At 74.3% G+C, this 24909-nt stretch carries 25 protein-coding genes; 17 read left to right on the forward strand and 8 right to left on the reverse strand.

The window, feature by feature from the left end:
• The first annotated feature begins 27 nt into the window (after positions 1-27).
• Complete coding sequence (locus JQX11_RS00905) at positions 28-537, forward strand: NUDIX domain-containing protein (RefSeq protein ID WP_204923000.1); 510 nt, start codon at positions 28-30, stop codon at positions 535-537.
• Between the two features lie 62 nt (positions 538-599).
• Here the strand turns inward: JQX11_RS00905 and JQX11_RS00910 are convergent, their stop codons facing one another.
• The gene (locus JQX11_RS00910; RefSeq protein WP_204923001.1) at positions 600-1760 is read right to left on the reverse strand and encodes an LLM class flavin-dependent oxidoreductase; all 1161 of its coding nucleotides are present in this window, start codon (positions 1758-1760) and stop codon (positions 600-602) included.
• Positions 1761-1890: 130 nt separating this feature from the next.
• Between JQX11_RS00910 and JQX11_RS00915 the strand changes: the two genes are divergently transcribed.
• The 6 genes from JQX11_RS00915 (at position 1891) to JQX11_RS00940 (ending at position 7896) form a co-directional block, all read left to right on the forward strand.
• A complete protein-coding gene (locus JQX11_RS00915; protein ID WP_204923002.1) occupies positions 1891-2862 on the forward strand; it encodes an aliphatic sulfonate ABC transporter substrate-binding protein in 972 nt (323 codons plus the stop codon).
• On the forward strand, positions 2859-3692 hold the full coding sequence (locus tag JQX11_RS33265) for an ABC transporter permease (RefSeq protein ID WP_204923003.1): 834 nt from the start codon (positions 2859-2861) through the stop codon (positions 3690-3692). Before JQX11_RS00915 ends, JQX11_RS33265 begins: the two co-directional genes overlap by 4 nt.
• Positions 3665-4459, forward strand: a complete 795-nt coding sequence (locus JQX11_RS00925) for an ABC transporter ATP-binding protein (protein WP_204923004.1) — start codon at positions 3665-3667, stop codon at positions 4457-4459. The genes JQX11_RS33265 and JQX11_RS00925 overlap by 28 nt, the downstream gene beginning before the upstream one ends.
• A 15-nt stretch (positions 4460-4474) precedes the next feature.
• A complete protein-coding gene (locus JQX11_RS00930; RefSeq protein WP_204923005.1) occupies positions 4475-5893 on the forward strand; it encodes a selenium-binding protein SBP56-related protein in 1419 nt (472 codons plus the stop codon).
• Positions 5890-6522 carry a hypothetical protein gene (locus JQX11_RS00935; RefSeq protein WP_204923006.1) on the forward strand — a complete coding sequence of 211 codons (633 nt, stop codon included), beginning with the start codon at positions 5890-5892 and terminating at the stop codon, positions 6520-6522. Before JQX11_RS00930 ends, JQX11_RS00935 begins: the two co-directional genes overlap by 4 nt.
• A gap of 96 nt (positions 6523-6618) precedes the next feature.
• Positions 6619-7896: a sulfite oxidase gene (locus JQX11_RS00940; RefSeq protein WP_204923007.1), complete on the forward strand. Its 1278-nt coding sequence runs from the start codon at positions 6619-6621 to the stop codon at positions 7894-7896.
• A 204-nt stretch (positions 7897-8100) separates the two neighbouring features.
• Here JQX11_RS00940 and JQX11_RS00945 read toward each other — a convergent pair whose 3' ends face one another.
• Entirely contained in the window at positions 8101-9489 is a 1389-nt protein-coding gene (locus tag JQX11_RS00945; RefSeq protein ID WP_204923008.1) for an endo-1,4-beta-xylanase, read from the reverse strand.
• Between the two features lie 218 nt (positions 9490-9707).
• Positions 9708-11657, reverse strand: a complete 1950-nt coding sequence (locus tag JQX11_RS00950; protein WP_204923009.1) for an ABC transporter ATP-binding protein — start codon at positions 11655-11657, stop codon at positions 9708-9710.
• A 235-nt stretch (positions 11658-11892) separates the two neighbouring features.
• On the opposite strand from JQX11_RS00950, the gene pgi reads away from it, so the two are divergent.
• The 4 genes from pgi (at position 11893) to JQX11_RS00970 (ending at position 16047) form a co-directional block, all read left to right on the forward strand.
• Complete coding sequence (pgi, locus tag JQX11_RS00955) at positions 11893-13530, forward strand: glucose-6-phosphate isomerase (RefSeq protein WP_204923010.1); 1638 nt, start codon at positions 11893-11895, stop codon at positions 13528-13530.
• A gap of 150 nt (positions 13531-13680) precedes the next feature.
• Positions 13681-14382 (forward strand): FadR/GntR family transcriptional regulator, encoded by a 702-nt coding sequence (locus JQX11_RS33270; RefSeq protein ID WP_204923011.1) that lies wholly within the window; start codon positions 13681-13683, stop codon positions 14380-14382.
• A gap of 100 nt (positions 14383-14482) precedes the next feature.
• Entirely contained in the window at positions 14483-15310 is an 828-nt protein-coding gene (locus JQX11_RS00965) for a sterol desaturase family protein (RefSeq protein WP_204923012.1), read from the forward strand.
• Positions 15307-16047, forward strand: coding sequence for a lysoplasmalogenase (locus JQX11_RS00970; RefSeq protein WP_204923013.1), 741 nt, complete (start codon positions 15307-15309; stop codon positions 16045-16047). The genes JQX11_RS00965 and JQX11_RS00970 overlap by 4 nt, the downstream gene beginning before the upstream one ends.
• Here the strand turns inward: JQX11_RS00970 and JQX11_RS00975 are convergent.
• The gene (locus JQX11_RS00975; protein ID WP_204923014.1) at positions 15987-16826 is read right to left on the reverse strand and encodes an ATP-grasp domain-containing protein; all 840 of its coding nucleotides are present in this window, start codon (positions 16824-16826) and stop codon (positions 15987-15989) included. The two genes, JQX11_RS00970 and JQX11_RS00975, sit on opposite strands and share 61 nt — an antisense overlap.
• Positions 16827-17031: 205 nt before the next feature.
• Here JQX11_RS00975 and JQX11_RS00980 point away from each other — a divergent pair, with 205 nt between their 5' ends.
• Entirely contained in the window at positions 17032-17331 is a 300-nt protein-coding gene (locus JQX11_RS00980; protein WP_204923015.1) for a hypothetical protein, read from the forward strand.
• A gap of 128 nt (positions 17332-17459) precedes the next feature.
• Here the strand turns inward: JQX11_RS00980 and JQX11_RS00985 are convergent, their stop codons facing one another.
• Entirely contained in the window at positions 17460-18494 is a 1035-nt protein-coding gene (locus JQX11_RS00985; RefSeq protein ID WP_204923016.1) for an ABC transporter substrate-binding protein, read from the reverse strand.
• A gap of 157 nt (positions 18495-18651) precedes the next feature.
• Here JQX11_RS00985 and JQX11_RS00990 point away from each other — a divergent pair, with 157 nt between their 5' ends.
• Genes JQX11_RS00990 through JQX11_RS01000 form a run of 3 tightly spaced genes read left to right on the forward strand, consistent with a single transcriptional unit; the run spans position 18652 to position 21528 of the window.
• On the forward strand, positions 18652-19641 hold the full coding sequence (locus tag JQX11_RS00990) for a FecCD family ABC transporter permease (protein ID WP_372444520.1): 990 nt from the start codon (positions 18652-18654) through the stop codon (positions 19639-19641).
• A gap of 35 nt (positions 19642-19676) precedes the next feature.
• Positions 19677-20702: a FecCD family ABC transporter permease gene (locus JQX11_RS00995; RefSeq protein WP_204923561.1), complete on the forward strand. Its 1026-nt coding sequence runs from the start codon at positions 19677-19679 to the stop codon at positions 20700-20702.
• Between the two features lie 37 nt (positions 20703-20739).
• Positions 20740-21528 carry an ABC transporter ATP-binding protein gene (locus JQX11_RS01000; protein WP_204923560.1) on the forward strand — a complete coding sequence of 263 codons (789 nt, stop codon included), beginning with the start codon at positions 20740-20742 and terminating at the stop codon, positions 21526-21528.
• Here JQX11_RS01000 and JQX11_RS01005 read toward each other — a convergent pair.
• Genes JQX11_RS01005 through JQX11_RS01015 form a run of 3 tightly spaced genes read right to left on the reverse strand, consistent with a single transcriptional unit; the run spans position 21501 to position 24087 of the window.
• Entirely contained in the window at positions 21501-22055 is a 555-nt protein-coding gene (locus tag JQX11_RS01005) for a GerMN domain-containing protein (RefSeq protein ID WP_204923018.1), read from the reverse strand. The genes JQX11_RS01000 and JQX11_RS01005 overlap by 28 nt on opposite strands.
• Entirely contained in the window at positions 22052-23407 is a 1356-nt protein-coding gene (locus JQX11_RS01010) for a sensor histidine kinase (protein ID WP_204923019.1), read from the reverse strand. The genes JQX11_RS01005 and JQX11_RS01010 overlap by 4 nt, the downstream gene beginning before the upstream one ends.
• A complete protein-coding gene (locus tag JQX11_RS01015; protein WP_204923020.1) occupies positions 23404-24087 on the reverse strand; it encodes a response regulator transcription factor in 684 nt (227 codons plus the stop codon). The genes JQX11_RS01010 and JQX11_RS01015 overlap by 4 nt, the downstream gene beginning before the upstream one ends.
• A 150-nt stretch (positions 24088-24237) precedes the next feature.
• Between JQX11_RS01015 and JQX11_RS01020 the strand changes: the two genes are divergently transcribed.
• Positions 24238-24636 (forward strand): STAS domain-containing protein, encoded by a 399-nt coding sequence (locus tag JQX11_RS01020; RefSeq protein ID WP_204923021.1) that lies wholly within the window; start codon positions 24238-24240, stop codon positions 24634-24636.
• On the forward strand, positions 24633-24902 hold the full coding sequence (locus tag JQX11_RS01025; RefSeq protein ID WP_204923022.1) for a GlsB/YeaQ/YmgE family stress response membrane protein: 270 nt from the start codon (positions 24633-24635) through the stop codon (positions 24900-24902). The genes JQX11_RS01020 and JQX11_RS01025 overlap by 4 nt, the downstream gene beginning before the upstream one ends.
• Positions 24903-24909: the final 7 nt, after the last annotated feature.

Here is a 24909-nt window from a genome sequence, read left to right on the forward strand (position 1 = left end):
GGCCCGGGGGCGGTAACGTGCGGCGGCATGACCGTCCTGCCGTACGCGCACTGTCACTACTGCGGGGCGGCCTACCCGCCGGACGCCGGCTGGCCCCGGCTCTGCGCGGCCTGCGGCCAGACGGTGTGGCGCAACCCGACGCCGGTCGCGGTGGCGCTGCTGCCGGTGCGGACCGACGCCGGGCTCGGCCTGGTGGTGGTACGCCGGGACATCGAGCCGGCCCGGGGCCGGCTCGCTCTGCCCGGCGGCTTCGTCGAGTACGGCGAGGAGTGGTCCGAGGCGCTGGTGCGGGAGCTGCGTGAGGAGACGGGGCTGGTCGACGAGGCGCAGCGGGCCCGGCTGTTCGCGGTGCACGGCGCTCCGCACGGCGGCACCATGATGGTCTTCGGGGTGCTGCCGGAGCGGCCGGCCGCGCAGCTGCCCCCGTCGACGCCGACCGAGGAGGCCACCGAGTGGCTGGTCCTCACCGAGCCGGTCGAGCTGGCCTTCTCGACCCACACCCAGGTGCTGGCCGACTTCCTCGCCGGCCAGCACTGACCCCACCGCGCCCGGCCGGCCCGGACCCGCCGCAAGTGCCGGGCCCGCCGGACGCGCCGTGGTCAGACCCGGGCGGGTTGCGGGGCGAACGGGACGCTCGGCGTCGGGTCGGGGGCCGGGTCACCGGCGGGGTGTCGCCACAGGCCACGGGCCCGCAGGATCGGCAGCACCCCCTCGCCGAACCAGTACGCCTCCTCCAGGTGCGGATGACCGGAGAGGATGAACTCGTCGATGCCGAGCGCGTGGTACTCGGCGATCCGGTCGGCGACCTCGGTGTGGCTGCCCACCAGGGCGGTGCCGGCCCCGCCCCGGACCAGCCCCACCCCGGCCCAGAGGTTCGGGGCGACCTGCAGCCCGTCGCGGCTGCCGCCGTGCAGGGCCAGCATCCGGCGCTGCCCCTCGGACTCGCTGCGCCGCAGCCCCTCCTGGGCGGCCCGGATGTCGGCCTCGTCGATGCCGTCGAGCAGCCGGCCGGCCTGCGCCCAGGCCGCCTCGGCGGTGTCCCGGGCGATGACGTGCAGCCGGACACCGAAGCGCGGCGACCGGCCGGCGTCGGCCGCCAGGGCGCGGATGTGGTCAAGCTTGCCGGCCACCTGGGCGGGCGGCTCACCCCAGGTCAGGTAGACGTCGCTGTGCCGGGCGGCGACCGGGCCGGCGGCGGTGGACGAGCCACCGAAGTAGACCGGGGGCACCGGGTCGGGCAGCCGGGCCAGCCGGGCGCCCTCGACGCGCAGGTGTTCCCCGACGTGGTCGATGGTCTCCCCCCGCCACAGTGACCGCACGACGTGCAGGAACTCGTCGGTGCGGGCGTACCGGGCGTCCTTGTCGAGGAAGTCGCCGTAGGCGCGTTGCTCGGCGGACTCCCCGCCGGTGACCACGTTGAGCAGCAGCCGGCCGCCGGACAGGCGCTGGAAGGTGGCGGCCATCTGGGCGGCGAGGGTGGGTGAGAGCAGCCCGGGGCGGAACGCGACCAGGAACTTGAGCCGTTCGGTGACCTCGGCCAGCATGGCGGTGGCCAGCCAGGCGTCCTCGCACCACGCCCCGGTCGGGGTGAGCGCGCCGACGAAGCCGAGCTGCTCGGCGCTGCGGGCGATCTGCCCGAGGTAGGCGACGGTGGCGGGACGGGCTCCACCGGCGGTGCCGACCGCGACGCCGTGGCCGCCGCCGACGATGTCGCGGCTGTCGCCGTAGGTGGGCAGGAACCAGTGGAAGGTCAGCGACATCGGGGGGTCCTCCTGAGGGATGGGACGACGACCACGACAGGCTACCCATAAATCCTATCGGCTTGGTAGGTTACTGCGCGCCGCCGACCTGCGGCGTCGCGAGCCCACCGTCCACTCCCGAGGAGCCGACATGCCCACCCCGCCGAGGAGCCTCCGCCGGCTGGCCACCGCCCTGTTCACCGCCCTGTCCCTGGCCGCCGTCGGCGGGGTCACCGGCTGCGCCGACGACGCCGCCGACGCGCAGGCCGGCAAGGGCCCGCTGCGCATCGGCTACCAACGCTTCGGCGGGCTGAGCCTGGTCAAGGCCCGCAACGCCGCACCCGACGCGCAGTGGTCGCTGTTCGAGAGCGGGCCGGCCCTGACCGAGGCGCTCAAGGCCGGCGCCATCGACATCGGACAGGTCGGCGAGGCGCCTCCGGTCTTCGCCGCCGCCGCGAAGATCCCCTTCTCGGTGATCGGCACCTCGGCCCCGATCCCGCAGGGCGAGGCGGTGCTGGTCAAGCAGAACAGCGGCCTGAAGACCTTCGCCGACCTGCGCGGCCGGACGGTGGCGCTGAACAAGGGCAGCAACGTGCACTGGCTGCTGGTCCGGCTACTGGCGGCGAACAACATGACGCTCAAGGACATCAACGTCAAGTACCTCAAGCCGGCCGAGGGACGGCCCGCGTTCGACAACGGCCAGGTCGACGCCTGGATCATCTGGGACCCGTACTTCGCCCTCGCCGAGCAGCCCGGGGTGACGGTGCTCGCCGACGCCACCGGCCTGGCCAGCAACCGGGAGTACGTGCTGGCCTCCCCCGAGGTGGTGCGGGACCGCACCGACGACGTCCGCGCCTTCCTCGCCACGTACCGGAAGGTCACCGACTGGGGCATCGCCAACCCCGGCGAACGTGCCACGGTGCTCGCCCCCGAGCTGAAGATCCCGGTGGACGTCACCACCCGGGCGCTGGCCCGCAGCGCCCGCCCACTGGCCCCGGTCACCCCCGCCGTCGGTGCGGAGCTCCAGGCCATCGCGGACGGCTTCACCACCCTCGACCTCGTCCCCGGCCCGGTCGACATCGCCGGTCGGGTGGACGACCGGTTCAGCGCGGTGTTCCAGTGAGCAGCACCGTGGTGTTCACCGCGCCACCGGCCGCCGTCCCGGCTCCACCCGACGCCGGCCCGCGCCGTCGGGCCGGGCGGCGCTGGTGGCGACTGGTCAGCCCGGTCCTGCTCGTCGCCGGGTGGGAGGCCGCCGCCCGCGCCGGGCTGCTCGCCCCGGACAAGCTGCCCGCACCGAGCCGGGTGCTCACCACCGGCGTACGGCTGGCCGGCGACGGAACCCTCGGCGCCCACCTGCTCGACTCGCTCACCCGGGCCGGCGTCGGGCTGCTGCTCGGCGGGGTGCTGGCGCTGGTGCTCGGTGCCGCCGCCGGCCTGCTCCGGCTCGGTGACGACCTGGTCGACCCGCCGGTGCAGATGGCCCGGATGCTGCCCCACCTGGGGCTCGTCCCCCTACTGATCATCTGGGTGGGGATCGGCGAGTCGTTGAAGATCACCCTGGTCGCGCTCGGGGTGTTCTTCCCGATCTACTTCAACACCTACGCCGGCATCCGGGACATCGACGAGCGGCTCGTCGAGGCGGCCCGCACCTGCGGCCTGGGACCGGCCGCGCGGCTGCGGCACGTGGTGCTGCCCGGGGCGTTGCCGTCGCTGTTCCTCGGGCTGCGGCTGGCGATCGGGGCGGCCTGGCTCAGCCTCGTCGTCGGCGAGCAGGTCAACGCCCAGACCGGCGTCGGTTTCCTGATGATGGAGGCCCGGGAGTTCAGCCAGACCGACGTGGTGGTGCTCGGTCTGGTCATCTACGCGCTGCTCGGGCTGCTGTCCGACCTCGCCCTGCGGATGCTGGAGAGGAGGACCCTGACATGGCGACGCGGACTACGGGCGACCTGACCGGCCCGACGCACGGGACCGGCGACGCGGCGGACCGGGCGGGCGACGCGGCGGTGCTCACCGCCCACGGGGTGCGGCGGGCCTTCGACGGCCGGCCGGTGCTCGCCGGGGTCGACCTGGCCATCGCCGCCGGTGAGGTGGTGGCGCTGCTCGGCGGCAGCGGCTCCGGCAAGAGCACCCTGCTGCGGATCCTCGCCGGCCTGGACGCCGACGCCACCGGCGGGGCCCGGGTGCGGGGCACCGCCGCCGTGGTCTTCCAGGAACACCGGCTGCTGCCCTGGAAGCGGGTCGGCGACAACGTCGCGCTGGGGCTGACCGGCCCCGACGTGCGGGCCCGGGTGGACCGGGCGCTGACCGAGGTGGGGCTGGCCGACCGCCGCCGGGCCTGGCCTGCCGAACTCTCCGGCGGTCAGGCACAACGGGTCGCGGTGGCCCGCGCGCTCGTCCGCGAGCCGGACCTGCTGCTGCTCGACGAGCCGTTCGGGGCGCTCGACGCGCTGACCCGGCTGCGGATGCAGTCCCTGCTGCGGCGGCTGCGCGCCGAGCACGGCTTCGCCGCCCTGCTGGTCACCCACGACGTCGAGGAGGCGCTGCTGCTCGCCGACCGCATCCTGCTGCTCGACGGGGGCGTCATCGCCGAGGAGATCGTCGTCGACCTCGGTCCCGTCGGGCACGCCGCCGACCGACCCGCCCGCTCCCCCGAGCAGCCCGCCTTCGGCGCGTTGCGTCGCCGGCTGCTCGACCGCCTCGGCGTACCCGCCGTCTGACCCCGGGAGACCCCGATGACCCGCTGGACACCCGACCCGAGCTTCTACCCCTCCCCCCGCGAGGCGGCCACCGCGCCCGTCGAGAAGCTGGCCTACGTCGCCGCGTTCGACCGTACGGCGCAGCGGCCCGACGCGATCGTCGTGCTCGACACCGACCCGGATTCCGCCGACTACGGCCGGGTGGTCGGCTGGACCGACCTGCCGCACACCGGCGACGAGCTGCACCACTTCGGCTGGAACGCGTGCAGCAGCGCGCTCTGCCCGACCGCCCCGCATCCGCACGTCGAGCGGCGCTACCTGATCGTGCCGGGGCTGCGGTCGTCGCGCATCCACGTGTTCGACACCCGGCCCGACCCGCGCGCCCCGCAACTGGTGAAGGTGATCGGCGCGCAGGAACTGGCCGAGAGGTCCGGCTACTCCCGCCCGCACACCGTGCACTGCGGTCCGGACGGCATCTACCTGTCAGCGCTCGGCGGCGTCGACGGTGCCGAGGGTCCGGGCGGCATCGCCGTACTCGACCACACCACCTTCGCCGTCCGGGGAGCCTGGGAGGCCGACCGGGGCCCGCAGTTCCTGGCGTACGACGTGTGGTGGCACCTCACCCAGGACGTGCTGGTCACCAGCGAGTGGGGCACCCCGTCGATGATCGAGGACGGCATCGTCGGCGAGCTGCTGCTGGGACGGAGGTACGGGCACGCGATCCACTTCTGGGACCTCGCCAGGCGCCGGCACGTGCAGCGGGTCGACCTCGGCGACCAGTACCAGATGCCGCTCGAACTGCGCCCCGCGCACGACCCGACCCGGTCGTACGGCTTCGTGGGGGTGGTGATCAGCGTCGAGGACCTGTCGGCGTCGGTCTGGTTGTGGCACCGCGACGGCGACGGCGCGGACGCCGGGTGGGCGGTGACCCGGGTGATCGACATCCCCGCCGAGCCGGCCGACCCAGCCGACCTTCCCGACCTGCTCAAGCCGTTCGGCGCGGTCCCCCCGCTGGTCACCGACATCGACCTGTCGGTGGACGACCGGTTCCTCTACGTCTCCTGCTGGGGCACCGGGGAGCTGCGCCGGTACGACGTCAGCGACCCGTTCCACCCGGTGCTGGTCGGCTCGGTGCGCCTCGGCGGCATCGTGGCCCGCACCGCCCACCCGGCCACGCCGGACGAGCCGCTCGCCGGTGGCCCGCAGATGGTGGAGATCAGCCGGGACGGCCGGCGGGTCTACGTCAGCAACTCGCTCTACGGCTCCTGGGACGACCAGTTCTATCCCGACGGGGTGGGCGCGTGGCTGGCCAAGCTGGACGTCGACCCGGAACGCGGCGGGCTCACCCCGGACGTGCGGTTCTTCCCGCACGGCGAGCAGTTCCGGGGGCTGCGGGTGCACCAGACCCGGTTGCAGGGCGGCGACGCCAGCTCCGACTCGTACTGCTTCCCGTGACCGGGCGGACCCTGCTGGCGGTCGCGGCGCTCGGCGCGTTCCACGGGTTGAACCCGGCGATGGGGTGGCTCCTCGCGGTCGCCCGGGGGTTGCAGGAGCGTCGCCGGGCGGCGCTGCTGGCCGCGCTGCCCCCGGTCGCGGCGGGTCACCTGGCCTCGGTGGCGGTGGTCGCCGCACTGGTCTCCGCCACCCGCTCGGTCACCGCCAGCACCGCGCTGACGGTGACCGGCGGGACGGCGCTGGTCGGGTTCGGGCTGTGGCGGTTGTTGTCCCGGCGGCACTTCCGCTGGGCCGGGATGCGGCTGTCGTCGGCGCAGGTGGCCGGCTGGTCGTTCCTGATGTCGTCGGCGCACGGTGCCGGGTTGATGCTGCTGCCGGTGCTGCTGGCCGACCCGCCGGCCGGCGGGCACGCCGGGCACCTGGCGGCGGCGCCGGCCGGAGCGCTGAGCGGACTGGCCGCCGCCGGGGCGCACACCGTGGCGATGCTGGCCGTCGCGTCGACCGTCGCGCTGCTGGTGTACGAGGTGCTGGGGGTCGGGGTGCTGCGCCGGGCCTGGTTCAACGTGGACCGGCTGTGGGCGGGGGTGCTGGTCGCGGCGGGGGTGGTGACGCTGGCCGCCGCCATCTGACCGAATGGCCCCGGCCCCGGTCGGCCAGTGGCTCTCCCAGGCGACAACTCCTACTGATTCAATAGGAGTTACCGTCGCCGAGCCGAAGGAGCCCCGGTGTCCACCGTTGCGTCGTACGACGAGGCCGACCACGACGCCCGCCGGGCCCGGCAGTGGCTGGCCGGCCAGGCCCGCGCCGACGGGGTGTCCCGCGCCGACCTGGTGGCGCTGGGCACGGCGATGAGCGCCCTCGCCGCCGCCGAGGACGCACCGGAGCCCGTCGCGCCCGCCGCCGGGCCGGTCGGGGCGGACCCGGGCATCGTCAAGCCGCTCGACCCCGCGCTGCTCACGCCCCGCGACGGCAACGCCGAGATGCGCTGGGAGGCGATGGCCGGCCGGGGGTACGTGGTGCCGAACGACAGGTTCTTCGTCCGCAACCACACCCACACCCCGCGCATCGACGCCGACACCTGGCGACTGCGGCTGTACGGCGACGGCCTGCGTGCCGCCCCGACCCGGGACGCCCCGGTCGAGTTCGACTACGCCGCCCTGCGCGCGCTGCCCGCCGTCGAGCTGCCCGCGCTGGTGGAGTGCGCCGGCAACGGGCGGCACTTCTTCGCCAGCCAGCAGGACACCCCGGCCTCCGGGGTGCAGTGGCGGCTCGGGGGCGTCGGGGTGGCCCGCTGGCGCGGCGTGCCACTGGCCACCGTGCTACGGCATGCCGGGTTGACCGCCGACGCGGTGGACGTGATGCCGGAGGGCCTGGACCCGCCGTACGTCACCGGGGGTGTCGACCTCGGCCGGGTACGCCGTCCGCTGCCGATCGGCAAGGCCCTCGACGACGTGCTGCTCGCGTACGAGATGAACGGGGCGCCGCTGCCGGCGGACCACGGCTTCCCGGTCCGGGTGGTGGTGCCCGGCTGGATCGGGATCTCCTCGATCAAGTGGGTCGGCGCGATCGAGGTCTCCACCACCCCGCTGTTCTCCCCGTGGAACACCAGCCTCTACCGGATGTTCGGTCCCGGCCAGCCGGCCGACGGCGGGCCGGCCGGCACCCAGTCGGTCAAGAGCGCGTTCGAGCTGCCCTGGGACGCCCGACTGGCGGCCGGCGTCGAGACCACGCTGACCGGCCGGTCCTGGTCCGGGGCCGGTCCGATCGACCGCGTCGAGGTCGACACGGGCGAGGGGTGGCGACCGGCCACCCTGGTCGGGGCGGACCGGGGTGGACCCTGGCAGCGATGGTCGACGCGGTGGTGTCCGCCGACCGCCGGCCGGTGGACGCTGCGGGCCCGCGCGGTGGACGTGACCGGCCGCGGTCAGCCCGACCGGGCCGGGGTCAACGACCTCGGCTACCTCTTCGACGGGGTGGTCCGGCATCCGGTGACGGCGGTCTGACCCGCCCGCCGTCCATCCGCACCGCCACCCGGCGGGACCACCGACCGCAGGACTGCCCGGCACCCACGGCCGGAGGGACCCGGCGTCGACGGCGGCGGGCCACCCCCGCCGCGTGGATCGGGTCGGCCGTCCGGGTGCGACGGGCGGCCGGACCGCCCGGCGCGACGGTCGCCGCCGCCGCGCCGAGGTGGGGTCGGTGTCCGGTCAGGCGCGGGCGCAGGTCGCCGTGCCGGTGGGACCGCTGCCGGTGCCCTGGAAGCCGAACTCGGTGCCGGCACCCGCACCGACGGCGCTGTTGTAGCTGACGCTGCGGAAGCTGACGGCACCGGCTGTGCCGGTGCTCTGCGCGCTCCACACGGCGGTGACGGTGGCATCCGACGGCAGGGTCAGGTTGACCACCCACCCGTCGAGCCCGGCCGGGCCTGCGGTGACCTTGACGGTGGCCACGAAGCCGCCGGGCCAGGAGTTCAACGACACCGACGCGGCGCAGTCACCGTCACCGGGCGGCGGGGTGGTGGTCGGAGGCGTGGTCGGCGGGACGGTGGTGCCGCCCGCGTTGAGCGCGTCCAGCGTGGAGGCGTACGCCGGCTTCTTGGTGCCGTTGCCGTCGAAGAGCAGCGGCGTGGCGCTGGACCGCCACGAGTCGGTGTCCCGGATGCCGGAGACGGTGATGCCGGTGCAGCGGGAGATCGCCAGGCAGGCGCGGACCACGCGGGAGTAGCTGTCGGCCTGGGAGCTGCCGGAGCCCTCGATGTCCAGCTCGGTGATCTGCACCTCGACGCCGAGGTCGACGAAACGCTGGAGGTTGGCCTGGTAGTCCGCCGGCACCGGTGACTGGGCGGTGAAGTGGGACTGGAAGCCGACGCAGTCGATCGGCACGCCCCGGGCCCTGAAGTCCCGGACCATGGCGTACACGCCGTTGCTCTTCGGGTTCTGCCCGTCGGTGTTGTAGTCGTTGTAGCAGAGCTTCGCGCCCGGGTCGGCGGCGCGGGCGGCCCGGAACGCCGCCTCGATCCAGTCGTCACCGGTGCGCTGCAGGTTGGAGTCACGACGCCCACCGCTGCCACCGTCGGCGAACGCCTCGTTCACCACGTTCCACGCGTCGATCCTGCCCCGGAAGTGGGTGGCGACCTGGGTGACGTGGTTGAGCATGGCGTTGCGCAGGGCGGTGCCGGACAGGACGGCCGTCCAGCGCGGTTGCTGCTGGTGCCAGGCCAGCGCGTGCCCGCGGACCCGCATCCCGTTGGCCTCGGCGTGGCTGACCAGCTTGTCGCCACTGGCGTAGGTGAACTGGTTCGGGCTGGGCTCGGTGGCGTCCCACTTCATCTCGTTCTCGGCGGTGACCGAGGTGAACTCGCGGTTCAGGATGCCGACGTAGACGGAGTCGGAGAGCCTGTTCACCGCCACCGCGGTGCCGAAGTAGCGGCCCGTCTCGGCGGCGGCGGCACCGAGGGTGGTGCCGGCGCTGGCGCTGGCGGCGAGGACGACGGTGGTACCGATGGCGACCAGGCCGGTGGCGATCGAGGCCAGGGCGGCACGCAGCCGCGGTGGTGTGGTCCGACGCCCGCTGCTGCGGGCGGACACCTGGTTCATGGCAGAAGCCTTTCAAGACGGTGGGATGCACCGTCCCGACCTTCGCCCGAGTGCGGTGGCCGGCCGGGGAGGCGGTGTGGTCGCCCGGAGGCCACACCCGCCCACGTCGTCGCTCAGCCGCCACCGCCGAGGTCGAGGGGTTGCCAGGGTGACGCTATCGAAACATCTCCAAGAGTTCAACGAACATCGATGTCTTGGCGGTGTCGTCGCCGCAGCCGCTACTCGGTGGCGGCGAGGTAGCCGCTCGCCTGCAACTCGAACAGCTCCCGGTAGGGCCCGTCGGCGGCCATCAACGTGTCGTGGTCGCCCTGCTGCACCAGCCGACCACGGTCCATCACGAAGATCTGGTCGGCGTGCCGGACGTTGGCCAGCCGGTGGGTGATCAACACGACCGTCCGGTCGGGCCGCCGCCGCAACTGCTCGAAGAGCGCGTGTTCGGCGCGGGCGTCGAGGGCGGCCGACGGCTCGTCGCAGATCAGCAGCCGGGCGTCGCGGTAGAGGCCCCGGGCGGCCACCAGCCGCTGCCACTGGCCGCCGGACAGGTCGTGGCCGTTCTTGAACTCCCGCGCCAGCAGGGTGTCGTAGCCGAACGGCAACCCGGCGATCATGTCGTGCGCGGCGGCCGACCGGGCGGCGTCCTCGACGGTGGGCCCGGTCATGTCCGGGGCGCGGTCGTACCGGCCGATGCGGATGTTCTGCGCGGCGGTGAACGGGAACTTCCACCACTCCTGGGTCATCACCGCCACCTGGGCGGCGGTCGACGCCGGGTCCAGCTCGGCGACGTCGACGCCGTCCCACCGGATCGCCCCGCCGGTAGGCCGGTAGAGACCGGCGATCAGCTTCGCCAGGGTGGTCTTGCCGGAGCCGTTCTCCCCGACCAGCGCGACCACCTCGCCCCGCCGGACGGTGAGGCTGACCTCGTCGACGGCCGGGGCGTCGGTGTCCGGGTAGCGCAGGCTCACCCGGTCCAGCTCGATGCTGTCGAACCCGGTGGCGGGCCGCCCCGGCGCGGTGCCGCTGCGCCCCTCGGCGCGGTCGAGGAAGTCCCGGTAGTCCTGGTAGTAGAGGGCGTCCTCGTAGAGGTTGTTGGTGGCGAAGACGGCGAGGGCGAGGCTGCTGCGGGCCGACTGGAGGGCGAGCAGGGCGGTCGCCGCCGCGGCCAGCGCGACCAGGCCGGCGAGCAGCAGCCCACCGAGCACGGCGTAGACCGCGAAGGCGGCGACCCCGCCGACGGACATCCCGACGGCCCGGGTCCGGCTCTGCGCGCGGGCCAACCGCAGCAGCGCGGCCGTCTCGGCGCTCATCATCCGGCGGAACTCGGTGAGCAGGAAGTCGCGCATCTGGTAGGCCCGCACCTCGGCGGCGGTGTGCCGGTTGGCCATCAGGTTGGCCAGCATCCACATCCGGCGACGCCTGTTGATCCGGGCCAGCATGTCCAGGTACTGCCGGCGGGCCATCCGGACCGCGGTGACCGCCTCGGGCACCGCGGCGAGCAGCAGGCACGGCAGCAGCAACGGCTGGATCACGGTCACCGCGGCGGCGGTGGCGAGCACGCCCACCACCCCGGTGATCAGGTTGACCGTGTGGTCGACGATGGACGCCGCCTCGGCCGTGCCCCGGTCACGGACCCGGTCCATCTCCTCGGCGAAGCCGGCGTCGTCGAAGGCGGCCAACTCGACCGCCGTGGTGGTCTCGAACAGCCGCAGCTCCACCGCGTAGGTGATCTGCGGGATCAGCCGGGCCTGCGCCCAGCCGGCGGTGACGGTCAGGGTGCCCTTGGCGGCCACCGCCGCCGCGGCCAGCACCAGCGCGGGCAGCGCAGCCCGGACCCGGTCCGGCGTCGGGCCGGCGGCGAACAACTCGCGCAGCACCCCGGTGGTGGCGAGCAGGCCGAGGGTGGTCATCACCCCGGCGGCCAGGTTCAGCCCGATCGCGGCGAGGGTGTCGCGCCGGCTGGTGGCCCAGGCCAACGCGACGGCCTCGCGCACCAGCCGGGGCAGTCGGCGGGCCACCGCGCGGAAGCTGGTGTGCGCGAACGTGGTGGCGTGGTGCATCCAGGCGCCGTCGGCCAGCTCCGGCAGATCGAGCCCGGCGTCGGCGGCGGCTGCGTCGGGATCGGCGGGCTCGTCCGCGCCGGCTGCACGGCGGGGACCGGTCACCGTCGCCATGGTTCCTCCCGGGCCGAAGGGGGGCGGGGCACGGGCGAGCCTACTGTCAGCGACGACGGGCTGTCTCGCCGTGGCGGCGTGTCGTACACCTGTCGCATTGGCGTGTCGCGGGGCGCGCCGCGCCGCCCGCTGCGCCGGGTCGCGTCGCGTGGCCGCGCCCCGGGTGGCAGGCTGGGACGCGAACCGTCGGCGGCACCACGCGCCGACGACCGTCGTGAAGGAGAAGATCGACCCGATGGCTGCGAGTGTGACCACCACCGACGAATGGCAGGCGCTGCGCAAGCACGCCGAGACGATGCGCGGCGCCCACCTGCGGGAGCTGTTCGCGGCCGACCGGCAACGGGGTGAGCGGCTCACCGGCGAGGTCGCCGACCTGCACGTCGACTACAGCAAGAACCTCGTCACCGACGAGACGATCGGGCTGCTCACCGCGCTGGCCGGGCGGGTCGGGCTGACCGACCGGATCGCCGCCATGTTCGCCGGGGAGCACATCAACTCGACCGAGGACCGGGCCGTGCTGCACACCGCGCTGCGGCTGCCGCGCGACGCCGCGCTGACCGTGGACGGTCAGGACGTGGTCGCCGACGTGCACCGGGTGCTGGACCGGATGGCCGCGTTCAGCGAGCGGGTCCGCTCCGGGCAGTGGCGCGGGCACACCGGTGAGCGGATCAGCACGGTGGTCAACATCGGCATCGGCGGTTCCGACCTCGGACCGGTGATGGCGTACGAGGCACTCAAGGCGTACCGGGACGCGGGGATCGACTGCCGGTTCGTCTCCAACATCGACCCGACCGACATCCACGACAAGACCCACGACCTCGACCCGGCGACCACCCTGTTCGTGGTGGTGTCGAAGACCTTCTCGACGCAGGAGACGTTGGCCAACGCCGAGCAGGCCAAGACCTGGCTGCTATCGGGCCTGGACGCCGACGACGACGCGGCGATCGCGAAGCACTTCGTAGCGGTGAGCACCAACGCGGGCCGGGTGGCCGACTTCGGCATCGACCCGGAGAACATGTTCGGCTTCTGGGACTGGGTGGGTGGCCGCTACTCGCTGCCGTCGGCGGTCGGGCTGTCGGTGATGCTGGCGGTCGGGCCGGACCGGTTCCGCGAGCTGCTGGCCGGCTACCACGCCGTCGACGAGCGCTTCCGCACCACGCCGGTGGAGCGGAACCTGCCGGCGCTGCTCGGGCTGATCAACGTGTGGTACGTCGACTTCCTCGGCGCGCAGACCCACGCCGTGTTGCCGTACTCGCAGTACCTGCACCGGTTCCCGGCGTACCTGCAGCAGCTCACCATGGAGAGCAACGGCAAGTCGGTGACCCTCGACGGCACGCCCGTCGACCACCCGACCGGGGAGATCTTCTGGGGCGAGCCGGGCACCAACGGCCAGCACGCCTTCTACCAGCTCATCCACCAGGGCACCGTGCTGATCCCGGCGGACTTCATCGCGTTCAGCCAGCCCAACCACGACCTGGGCGAGATGCACGACCTGTTCATGTCGAACTTCTTCGCGCAGACCGCCGCGCTGGCCTTCGGCCGGACGAAGGAGCAGGTCGAGGCGGAGGGCACGCCCGCCGAGGTGGTGCCGCACCGGGTGATGCCGGGCAACCACCCGACCACCTCGATCATCGCGCCGAAGCTCACCCCGTCGACGCTGGGCCAGCTCATCGCGCTCTACGAGCACATCGTGTTCACCTGCGGCGCGGTCTGGGACATCAACCCGTTCGACCAGTGGGGGGTGGAGCTGGGCAAGGTGATGGCCAACCAGCTCGCCCCGAAGCTGACCGGTGACGCGCCGGACCTGGCCGACGTGGACTCCTCCACGGCGGCGCTGATCCGCCGCTACCGCCGGGAGCGCGGCCGGGCCTGAGTCCGGACGGCCGCTGCCGGGCACCCGGCGGGGGTCACCGGTGAGGTACGTCGGGACGGCGGCCGGGTCACCCGACCCGGCCGCCGATTCTTTTGACCTGACTGGTCCAACCAGTTGACGAGTTGACCAGTGTGCCGCCAGACTGCTGCCGTGACCTTCGTGCCGGTGCCCCGCAGCTCCGTCTCCGACCACGTCTTCGGCCAGCTCCGTGACGCCATCGTCAGCGGGCGGCACTCCCCGGGTGACCCGCTGCCCGGGGAACGCGAACTCGCCGCCGCGTTCGCGGTCAACCGGCACGCCGTACGGGAGGCGTTGCGCCGGCTCCAGCAGCTCGGGCTGCTGCGGGTCAGCCAGGGTGGCGTCACCCGGGTGCTGGACTGGCGGGTGCACGCCGGCCTCGACCTGGCCCTGTCCCTCGCCCAGTCCGGCGACGTGCTGCCGGTGGAGAACCTGGTCCGGGACATGCTGGAGATGCGCGCCTGCGTCGGGGTCGACGCGGCCCGGTGCTGCGCGGTGCGGGCCACCGGGGCGGTACGCCGGCTCGTGGTCGACAGCGTGGAGGGCTTCGCCGCGCTCGCCCCCGACCTGTCCGCGATGGCCGAGGCGAACATCGCGCTGTGGCGGCACATCGTCACCGGCAGCGGCAACACCGCCTACCTGCTCTCCTTCAACAGCCTGGTGGCCGGGGCGCTGGCCGTCGGCGAGGTGCCGCCGGCCCGACGCGCAGCCGAACTGCTGGACGTCGCCGGGCACCGCCGGCTGGCCGCCGCGATCGCCGACGGCCGGGGCGACGACGCCGCCACCGAGGCACACACCCTGCTCACCGCGTCCCTCACCAGCCCGACCGGCTGACCGGCGGGCATCTGCCACCGGTCGACCCGCACCACCCCACCCGCCGACCCGTCCCGGGCGTCCACCCCCGTCGCCCGTCCCCCGGAAGGGAACGTCGCGCATGATCCCCGCCGTGCTCTACGCCGTACCGGCGTTCCTGCTGCTCATCGCCGTCGAGGCGTGGTCGTACCGGTTCGCGCCGGACGACGACGAACGCGGCTACGAGCTGCGGGACACCACCACCAGCCTCACCATGGGCGCCGGCAGCCAACTGATCGGCTTCCCGTGGAAACTGCTCACCGTCGGCCTCTACGTCGCGCTGTGGACCGTCGCCCCGGTGCAGCTCTCCCCCACCAGCGTCGGGACCTGGGTGCTGCTGTTCGTCGCCGACGACCTGGCCTACTACTGGTTCCACCGCACCCACCACGAGGTGCGCCTGTTCTGGGCCAGCCACGTGGTGCACCACTCCAGCACGCACTTCAACCTGTCCACCGCGCTGCGGCAGAGCTGGACGCCGATGACCTCGCTGCCGTTCTGGCTGCCGCTGGCGCTGCTCGGCATCCCACCCTGGATGATCTTCCTTCAGCAGTCGGTCAGCCTGCTCTACCAGTTCTTCCTGCACACCGAGCGGATCGACAGGCTGCCCCGGCCGGTCGAGTGGGTCTTCAACACCCCGTCGCACCACCGGGTGCACCACGGCGCGAACCGTGAGTACCTGGACCGCAACTACGGCGGCATCCTGATCGTCTGGGACCGGCTCTTCGGCAGCTTCGCCCCGGAGGACACCGCCGTCCGGTACGGGCTGACGACGAACATCGGCACCTACAACCCGCTGCGGGTGGCCACCCACGAGTACGCCGCGATCTGGGCCGACGTCCGACGGGCCGGCTCGTGGCGGCACCGGCTCGGGCACGTCCTCGGCCGTCCCGGCTGGCAGCCCGCCCGATGAGCGACACCCGTGCCGCCCGGCGACCCGACCGGGGCCGGCCGGCGTCCGGTGTGGCCGGCCGGTGGTGGCTCGGGGCGTTCGGGCTGGCCGCCGTCGTCGAGCTGACCGGGGTCGCCCTCGACGCGCCGGCCGTGCAGTGGGCGGCCAAGCCGCTGCTCGCCCCGCTGCTGCTCGGCTGGCTGCTCGCCGTACGCCGGCGGTGGGACCCGGTGGCGACCGGGCTGGTCTGCGCGGCCGCCGGTGACGTGGCGCTGCTGGTGCCCGGCAGCACCGCGTTCCTGCTCGGGATGGGGTGCTTCCTCGGCACCCAACTGGCGTTCCTGACCGCGTTCCTGCGGCACCGGCGGCCACCCGCGCCGGCCGTGGCCGGCTACCTGGCACTGTGGGCGGCGGGCAACGCGCTGCTCTGGGGCCGGCTGGGTGACCTGCGGCTGCCGGTGCTCGGCTACAGCCTGGCGTTGGCCCTGATGGCCGCCGCCGGCTGGGGGGTGTCCCGGCGGGTGGCCGCCGGTGGTGCGCTGTTCCTCCTGTCCGACCTGCTGATCGGGGTCGAGGCGACGGGCGTCCGGCTGCCCGGCCACGGGCTGTGGGTGATGACCACCTACCTCGCCGCCCTGCTCCTGATCACCACCGGCTGGGCGGGCCGCCGGGTCGGGCCGCCCCGCGCCGACCCGGCTCAGCCGAGGGCGGCGACCAGGGCCTGCGGTGCCATCGTGGACGGGCGGTCGCTGACCTGACCGTCGCCGATCTCCACCAGCCGCCACCGGCCGTCGGTGCGCCACGCCAGGTCGGCGGTGACGAAGGGCAGGTCGAGCGCCGTCACCACGGCGGCCAGCGGCCCGAGGTCCACCGGCACATCGGGCAGTTCCGTCGGGGTGTCCGGGTGCGGGCCGGTGAGCACACAGCGGCCGCCCACCCACCAGGTGCGGATCTCGACGCCGGCGAGGGGCTCGAAGCGACGCAGCACGAAACCACAGGCGAAGTCGTCGTCACGCAGTTCGCGCAGCCGGGTCGCGACCCGCCAGGCGGCGTCACCGTCGGCCAACTCCGGCACGAAACACGCCTCGTGCCAGTGGTGCTTGACGGATTTGGTCCAGTCCCGCAGCACCGCCGGACCGCCGCCCAGCGCGGTACGGGCGCGGTCGAAGTCGGCCCGGTCGACGCCGACCGTCCAGCGGGACTGCGGGGTGAGCGCCGCGGCCTTGGCGTACCACCCGGGCAGCTCGTGGGCGCGGCGGTACCGGTCGGGGTCGGTGCGCAGGGTGACCTGCCGGGCGCGCAGCGCCCCGGCGAAGCCGGCGTACCGGGCGGCGGAGAGCATCCAGCCCCGGTAGACCGCGTCGTCGGCCGCGGGCACCCCGGCGACCGCCCGGGTGACGTCCCGCCCCGACGCGAGGGCGTCGTGGTCGACGACGGCGACCGGGTGCCCGGCCGCCCGGGCGGCCTGCGCCTCCGGCGCGAAGTGCGGGTCCGGTCGACGGGGACGCAGCGGGTCGGCGGGGACGATCAACAGCATGCCCGCATCCTCCCCCGGCCGACCCGCCCGCACCCATCGTCTTTTCCCGCGAACGCGGCACACGGATTTACCCGAAATGGGGGCACGAACGGTCACGCTGTCGGACAGTTCCGCAGCGTGGCGGTGGTCATCCCCACCCGGGGCGGTTGGTTTCGCTTGCGCGCGGGGTGGAGACTCTTCTTCGGTACCGACAAAGGGGGAGACCGTGCCCGACACCGACCGCCCGCAGCGACATACCCGAGCCGCCGTTCCCGCCGGGGTCACCGATCCGCTCCTGTGGCGGATGGCCCTCGACGTGATCGACGCGCACCATCCCGACCAGGGCGGGCGTTGCGACAACCTGCTCTGCGAACACCAGGAGTGGCCCTGCGACGCCGCGCGCAACGCCCACCGGGCGCTGACCATGGCCGGCGACGTGACGACCGGCGTCATCGACGACCGACGCACCGTACGGGAGCAGCCCGGCCGGCCCGCGCGGCGCACGCGTACCGTCGAGGCGGCCTGACCCGTCGATCGCCGTCCCCCTCGCCCCCGGCGGCTGGCGCACCGGGCGGGTGAGGGGGACGCGGCATGTCTTCTCCCTGTCCCGCCCCCGGACCGCGCCGGCAGGCTGCCGAGGACCTGACCCGGCAGTCAGCTGAGGCGCTTGGCGGAGCGGATCGCGGTGGCCAGGTTCTCCAGCAGCGGGGCCGCGCCCGCGTACGAGAAGCGGGGCACCGCGTCCCACGGGGTCACCTGGTTGGCCTTGACGGCCGGAAGCTGCGCCCAGGTGGGCTTGGCCGCGAGGTCCTTGGGCTGCAACGCGGTGGAGCGGTTGTCCAGCAGGATCAGGTCGGCCGGGAACTTGCCGGCGTTCTCCCAGCTCAGCGCCTCGAAGTAGTCGCCGGCCTCCAGCTTGGCCGGCACCACGATGTCCACACCCAGCTCGGCGAAGTACATCAGGTCGGTGCTGACCTTCGGGTTGGAGACGTAGAACAGGTCGGGGCTGCCCGAGGAGGCCATCACCCGGATGCCCGGGTTGGCCTTGACCGCCGCCCGCACCTGCTCGGCGGCGGCCTCGAAGCGGGTCTTGGCCGTGGTGACCTTCGTGGCGGACAGGTCCGCGCCGAGGGAGCGGGCCAGTTCGGCGTAGCGTTCGATCGGGCGGGTCATCGGGGTGCGCGCGGTGGCGATCGCCACGCTCGGCGCGAGCTTGAGGATCTTGTCGCGGCTCTCGTCGGGGACGTACCAGAGGGCGTCCGGGTCGTACATGTGGGTGACCAGCAGTTCGGGGCGCAGCGCGGCGTACTTCTCCACGTTGAACTCACCCCAGACGTTGCCCAGCACGGTGACCTTGTCGACGTCGAGGTCGCCGGCCTGCGGCTCGCGGGAGCCGTCGGTGCGGGTGGTCTCGCCGAACACCCCGACGAGCGCGGAGTCGAGTCCGAAGTCGACGAGCGCGGCGGCCACCCCGGTGAAGGCGACCACCCGGGTCGGCGCGCTGGCCGCCTCGACCCTGCGCTGGCGGTCGTCGGTGAAACTCCACGGACCGGCCGGGCCGTTCCCGGCGGGCTTGCCAGGGTCGTCGCCTCCGCCGCAGGCGGCGAGGAACGCGGTCAGGGCGGCGCCGCCACCGGCGGCGAGCAGTGCCCGGCGGGACAGGCGGGGGGAGGACGAGGAAGGCAACATACGACGTCTTTCGGTCAGGCCCGGACCGTGACGATCCGCGACAGCAGGGTTAGGCTAACCTAACCTAAGTCACTGTCAAACCGGCGTGCGCCGCTCTTTCGCCCCCCTGGAGCCGACACTGTCCGCCACCCTACCCTCACCCACCGCTGCACCGGGCGTGGCGTCGACCCGGCGGCGCGTCGGCGTCCGGGCCGCCGGGCTCGGCACCGGCCTGCTGCTCCTCGTCGCCGTGACGGTGCTCAGCATCGCCGTCGGCGCGAAGCAACTCACCCTCGTCGAGGTGTGGCACGGCCTGGTCTCCCCCGGCTCCCCCGAACACGCGGTGGTGCAGCAGATGCGGCTGCCCCGGACCCTGCTCGGGCTGCTCGCCGGCGCGGCCCTCGGCGTGGCCGGCTCACTCATGCAGGCGCTCACCCGCAACCCGCTCGCCGACCCCGGCCTGCTCGGCATCAACGCCGGCGCATCCGCCGCCGTGGCCACCGCCACCGCCCTGCTCGGCGTCGCCACGGTCCGGGGCTGGATCTGGTTCGCCCTGCTCGGAGCAGTGGTCGTCACGGTGGCGGTGCACGCCGTCGGCGGCGGCCGACAGGCCACCCCGGAACGGCTCGCGTTGGCCGGGGCCGCCCTCAACGCGGTGCTCTACTCGTTCGTCAGCGCGGTGATGCTGCTCGACGCGGTCTCGCTGGACCGGCTGCGGTTCTGGACGGTCGGTTCGCTGGCCACCGCCGACTTCACCACCGTCGCCACGGTGGCCCCGTTCATCCTGGCCGGCCTGTTGGTCGGCCTGGCCGGGGCCCGCCCGCTCAACGCCCTGGCCCTCGGCGACGACGCGGCCCGCGCGCTGGGCGCCAGCCCCGCCCTGATCCGGGCCGGTACGGTCACCGCGGTCACCCTGCTCTGCGGCGCGGCCACCGCCGCCTGCGGCCCGATCGTCTTCGTCGGCCTGCTCGTCCCCCACCTGGTACGTGCGCTGACCGGCCCGGACCTGCGCTGGCTGCTGCCGTACGCCGCGGTGCTCGCCCCGGTGCTGCTGCTCGGCGCGGACGTGCTCGGCCGGGTTCTCGGCCGACCCGGGGAACTCCAGGTCGGCCTGGTCACCGCCGTGCTCGGCGGCCCGCTGTTCCTGCGTCTGGTGGCCCGCCGGTGAACCGCACCCGACCCGCCGACCCGCCGACCCGGCCGCTGGCACGGGCGGTCCGCATCGGCACCCGCTCGGTACGCTGGCGCGGCCGCAGCGTGACCGTCGGACTGGTCGCCACCGCCCTGACCGTCGTCCTCGGTGTGCTCGCGATCGGTGGCGGCGACTATCCGATGAGCACCGCCGACGTGCTGCGCACGCTGACCGGCGGCGGCAGCGTCGCCGAGAACTTCATCGTCGGCGAGCTGCGGTTGCCCCGGCTGGTGACCGCGCTCGGCGTCGGGGCGGCCCTGGCGCTGTCCGGCGCGATCCTCCAGTCGCTGGTCCGCAACCCGTTGGGCAGCCCCGACGTGCTCGGCGTCACCCAGGGCGCGTCGACCGGCGCGCTGGTCGTGGTGGTGGCCGGTGGCGGCACCCTACTGCTGTCCGGCGCGGCGCTGCTCGGCGGCCTCGCCACCGGCCTGCTGCTGTGGACGGTGGCCGGCCGGCACGGCGTGCACGGCTACCGGCTGGTGCTGGTCGGCATCGGCACCACGGCGATCCTCACCGGCGTCAACGGGTGGCTGCTCACCCGGGCCCCGCTGATGGACGCGGCGCGCGCCGTGCTCTGGCTCACCGGCAGCCTCGACGGGCGGGACTGGGCGCAGGCCGTCCCGCTGCTCGGCCTGCTGGCGCTGCTGACACCGGTGGTGGCCGGCACCGCCCGCGCGCTGAACCTGATCGAACTGGGTGACGACACCGCCACCGCGCTCGGCGTACCGGTGTCGCTGGTACGGCAACTGCTGCTCGGCGCGGCGGTGCTGCTCGCCGCCGGGGCGGCGGCCGCCGCCGGGCCGGTGTCCTTCGTCGCCCTGGTCGCGCCGCACCTGGCCCGCCGGCTCACCCGGGCACCCGGGCCGAACCTGGCCACCGCAGCCGCCACCGGGGCGGTGCTGCTGCTCGCCGCCGACCTGGCCGCCCAGCGCACCATCGAGGGCCACCAACTCCCCGTCGGGGTGGTCACCGGATTGATCGGCGGGGCCTACCTGGTGTGGCTGCTCGCCACGCGCCGTCGCGCGGCACGGATCTGAGGAGGACGCGGTGACGAGTCGACTCGGCGGGGTCGGGATGACCCTGGCCTACGAACGGCGGGTGGTGGCCCGGGACCTGACGGTGGCCGTGCCCGACCGGTCGTTCACGGTGGTGATCGGCCCCAACGCCTGCGGCAAGTCCACCCTGCTGCGGGCCCTGGCGCGGACGCTGCGGCCGACCGCCGGCACAGTGCTGCTCGACGGCCGGGACATCCACACGATGCGGTCCCGGGAGGTGGCCCGCACCCTCGGCCTGCTGCCGCAGTCGTCGGTCGCGCCGGAGGGCATCACCGTGGCCGACCTGGTCGCCCGGGGCCGCTACCCGCACCAGGGACTGCTGCGGCAGTGGTCGGTCGAGGACGAGCGGGTGGTGGCCGAGTCGATGGCCGCCACCGGCGTCACCGAGCTGGCCGCACGACCCGTCGACGAACTCTCCGGCGGGCAGCGGCAGCGGGTCTGGATCGCGATGGCGCTGGCCCAGCAGACCTCCCTGCTGCTGCTCGACGAACCCACCACCTACCTGGACGTCGCGCACCAGATCGAGGTGCTCGACCTGTGCGCCCGGTTGCACGAGGAGCAGGGCCGGACCCTGGTCGCGGTGCTGCACGACCTGCACCACGCCGCCCGCTGGGCCACCCACCTGATCGCCATGCGCGACGGTCGGGTGGTGGCCCAGGGCGACCCGCGTGAGGTGGTCACCGCCGCCCTCGTCGAGGAGGTGTTCGGGCTGCCCTGCCGGATCGTCGAGGACCCGGAGACGGGCACCCCGCTGGTCGTGCCCCGGGCCCGGCGCGGGCGTCAGTCCGGGCCGGTCAGCGCCGGGTAGTCGGCTGCGGTCAGCGGTCCGGTCGACAGCGAGCCGTCGGCGCGGGGCACCTCCAACGGCCGGCCGCGCAGCAGGAACGACACCCCGGCGACGTCGGGGCGGCTGTCCAGGGTGCAGACGATCTGCCCGTAGGCCAGCACCTCGTCGCTGCGACCGGACTCCTCCCCCGGCGGCTCCACCTCCACCTGGGCCCGCCCGTCGACCAGCCGGGCGCCGAGCACGTGCACCGCCCCGGGCAGGGCGGTGCTCAGGCCGACCGCCCGTTCGGCCCGGGTGGGGCCGGCGAGCAGGCGACGCAGGTGCCCGTCCACCCCGTCGGCCGCGTCGACCTGCCGGACCTTACGCACCAGTTGACCGCTGCGGACCAGGCAGAACGCCTGCTCCACCCGGCCCGGGGCGCTGCTCGCGGCCGGGGCCGCGGGCGGGCCGAACGGCGGTTGCACCGCCCGGGGCTGCTGGTCGGCCGGCACCCCGCAGCCGGCGAGCAGCAGCACCGCCACCAGCGTCGACGCCATCCGGCGGGTCACGGCCGGCTCCCCGGCAGCTCCACCCGGAAGCGGGCGCCGCCGCCGGGCCGGTCGGACACGCTGGCCCGTCCACCGTGGGCGGCGGCGTGCTGGGCGACCAGCGCCAGGCCCAGGCCGGTCCCGTCGCCGCCGGCCCGGTCGTGCGCGGCCCGACCCCGGACGAACCGGTCGAAGACCACCTCCCGGTCGGCCACCGGCACCCCCGGGCCGGCGTCGTCGACCTCGACCACCCCCGTGCCGTCAGAGAGCCACAGCCGCACCGCGACCGGGCCGCCGCCGTAGCGGACCGCGTTGTCCAGCAGGTTGACCAGCAACTGCTCCAGCCGCCGGGGGTCGACCGACCAGCGTCCCGGCGCGGGCGGGCCGGCCTCCACCAGGGAACCGGGCAGGCCCCGACCCCGGCACGCGTCCCGGGCCAGCGCCACCACGTCGACCTCCTCACGTTGCGCCGGCCGGTCGCTGCGGGCCAGCTCGATCAGGTCGTTGACCAACTGCTGGAACCGGGTGATCTCCTCGCTGACCAGGCCGGCGGCGGTGGCCGTCCGGTCGTCCAACCGGTCCCGCCGCCGGGACAGCACACTCGCCGCCGCCGACAGCGTCTGCAACGGCGAGCGCAGCTCGTGGGCGACGTCGGCGGCGAACCGCCGGTCCCGCTCGATGCGGACCGCCACCTGGTCGGCCATCCGGTTGAACGAGGTGGAGAGCCGGGCCAGGTCAGGATCGGTGCCGGGGGCGAGCCGGGCCGTCACGTCGCCCGCGGCGATCTTCTCGGCGGCGTCGGCCACCGCCGTCAACGGCCGCAGCCCGTGCCGGGTGGCATACCAGCCGAGCGCCGCGCCGGAGCCGGCCACGGTGACCGCCACCACGGTCAACGCCAACGCCAGCACCTGGAAGGTCTGCTCCAGCTCCCGCAGCGAGGTGATCTCGTAGTAGCCGGTCGAGTCGGCCAGCGGCACCCCGACCAGCAGCGCCGGCTGCCCGTCGACCCGGACCCGCTGCACCGCCGGTTCACCGTCGGCGACCATCGCCATCAGCCCGGCCGGCACCGCGCCGGACGGGCCCTCGTCGGCGGTGCGGGCGTACCAGCGGCCGTCGCGGTGCACCAGGGCCCGGCGGCTGCCCCCGGTGTCCAGGGTGCGCAGCACCTCGTAGATGTCCGGGGTGTCGGTGTCCAGGCCGGCCCGGACCACCGCCGCGTCGAAGTACGCGGCCCGCAGCGCCGTGCGCTCCCGCTCGTCGAGCAGCGACCGGCGCACCAGCTCGTACGAGATCAGCGCCATCAGCGCCGACAGCAGCAGCGCCCCGATCGCGAACGCGGCGGTGACCCGGGCCCGCAGGCCGAGCCGCCTCATCGTTGCAGCTTGTAGCCGAGGCCCCGCAGGGTGACCAGGTGCCGGGGGTTCGCCGGATCGGCCTCGATCTTCTGCCGCAGCCGGCCCACGTGCACGTCGACCAGCCGCTCGTCGCCCGTCTCGTAGCCCCACACCCGGCTGAGCAGCTGCTGGCGGGACAGCACCCGGCCGGCGTGCTCGGCCAGCTCGCAGAGCAACCGGAACTCGGTGCGGGTCACCGGCACCGGTCGCCCCGACCGGCGCACCTCACCGGCCTCCGGGCTGATCTCCAACGCGCCGAAGACCAGCACCGGCACCGTCGCCGACGGTGCGGCGGCGGTCCGGCCCCGGCGGCGCAGCGCCCGCAACCGGGCCGAGAGTTCCTTGATGGCGACCGGCTTGACCAGGTAGTCGTCCGCGCCCGCCTCCAACGCGGCGACGATGTCGTGGGTGTCGTCGCGGGCGCTGACCACCACGATCGGCACGTCGTCGTCACGGCGCAACTGCCTGATGCACTCGAAACCGTCCAGACCGGGCAGCATCAGGTCGACCAGGACGTAGTCGGCGGCCTCCTGCCGCTGCGCCCGCAACCCCTCCTCCGCCGTGGCCGCCCCGCGCGCCAGGTAGCCCTCGTCCTCCAGGGCCAGCAGCAGCGCCAGACGGATCCGGTCGTCGTCCTCGATCACCAGTACGCCCGCCATCGGGAAATCGTGCCCGGTACGCGCCGACGATGACGAACCGGGCACGGCGAACGCGGGATTTGTCACGCAACTGACATACGTCCGCGCAACGGTCGCCAACCTCACCCCGGAGGCTGGGGCCGGACAGTGAGCGTGGAAGGAGGCCGAGTCGTGGGAGCGTCCCGCCCGGAGTGCACCGTACCGCTGGTGGAGGTGTGCGTCACCGACGACCTGGACCTGGCCGCGCTGGCCCGGTCCCGGCAGGTCTTCGACCGACTCGTCGCGCTGCGCCCGGCCCACGTGGTGGTGGACCTGTCCGAATGCCGGCATCTCGACGCCGCCGCGATCGGGCTGCTGCTCGACGTGCACCGCGAACTGACCCGCCACGGCGGCGTGCTGACCCTGCGGGACCCGAGCGCCCGGGCGTTGCGCGTGCTGAGCGCCGCCCGGGTGTCCCGGGTGCTGCCGATGGTCACCACCCCACGGTCCCTGCGGGTGGACGGCGGGCAGGTCCCGTCCGCCGCCCACCGGCAGCCCGCCCGGGAGCTGGTCCGGGAGCACAGCCGGTGAGCGTGCCCGGGATCGTCGCCGCCGTCGTCGTCGGGCTCGTCATCGGCGCGCTGGGACGCCTCGTCGTCGCAGGCCGTACGCAGGTCCCGCTCTGGCTCACCCTCGCCGTCGGTCTGGTCGCCGCGCTGCTCGGCACCATCGTCAGCCGGCTGGTGGGCATCGACAGCGACGGTTTCACGCTACGGCAGCTGATCGTGCAGGTCGGCCTGGCCGGGGTCGCCGTGGCACTGGTCGTCGGCACCGCCGGCGGCCGGACCGAGCCCTGACCCACCG

The sequence above is a fragment of the Micromonospora humida genome, from assembly GCF_016901255.1.
GTDB classification, from domain to species: Bacteria; Actinomycetota; Actinomycetes; order Mycobacteriales; family Micromonosporaceae; genus Micromonospora; species Micromonospora wenchangensis.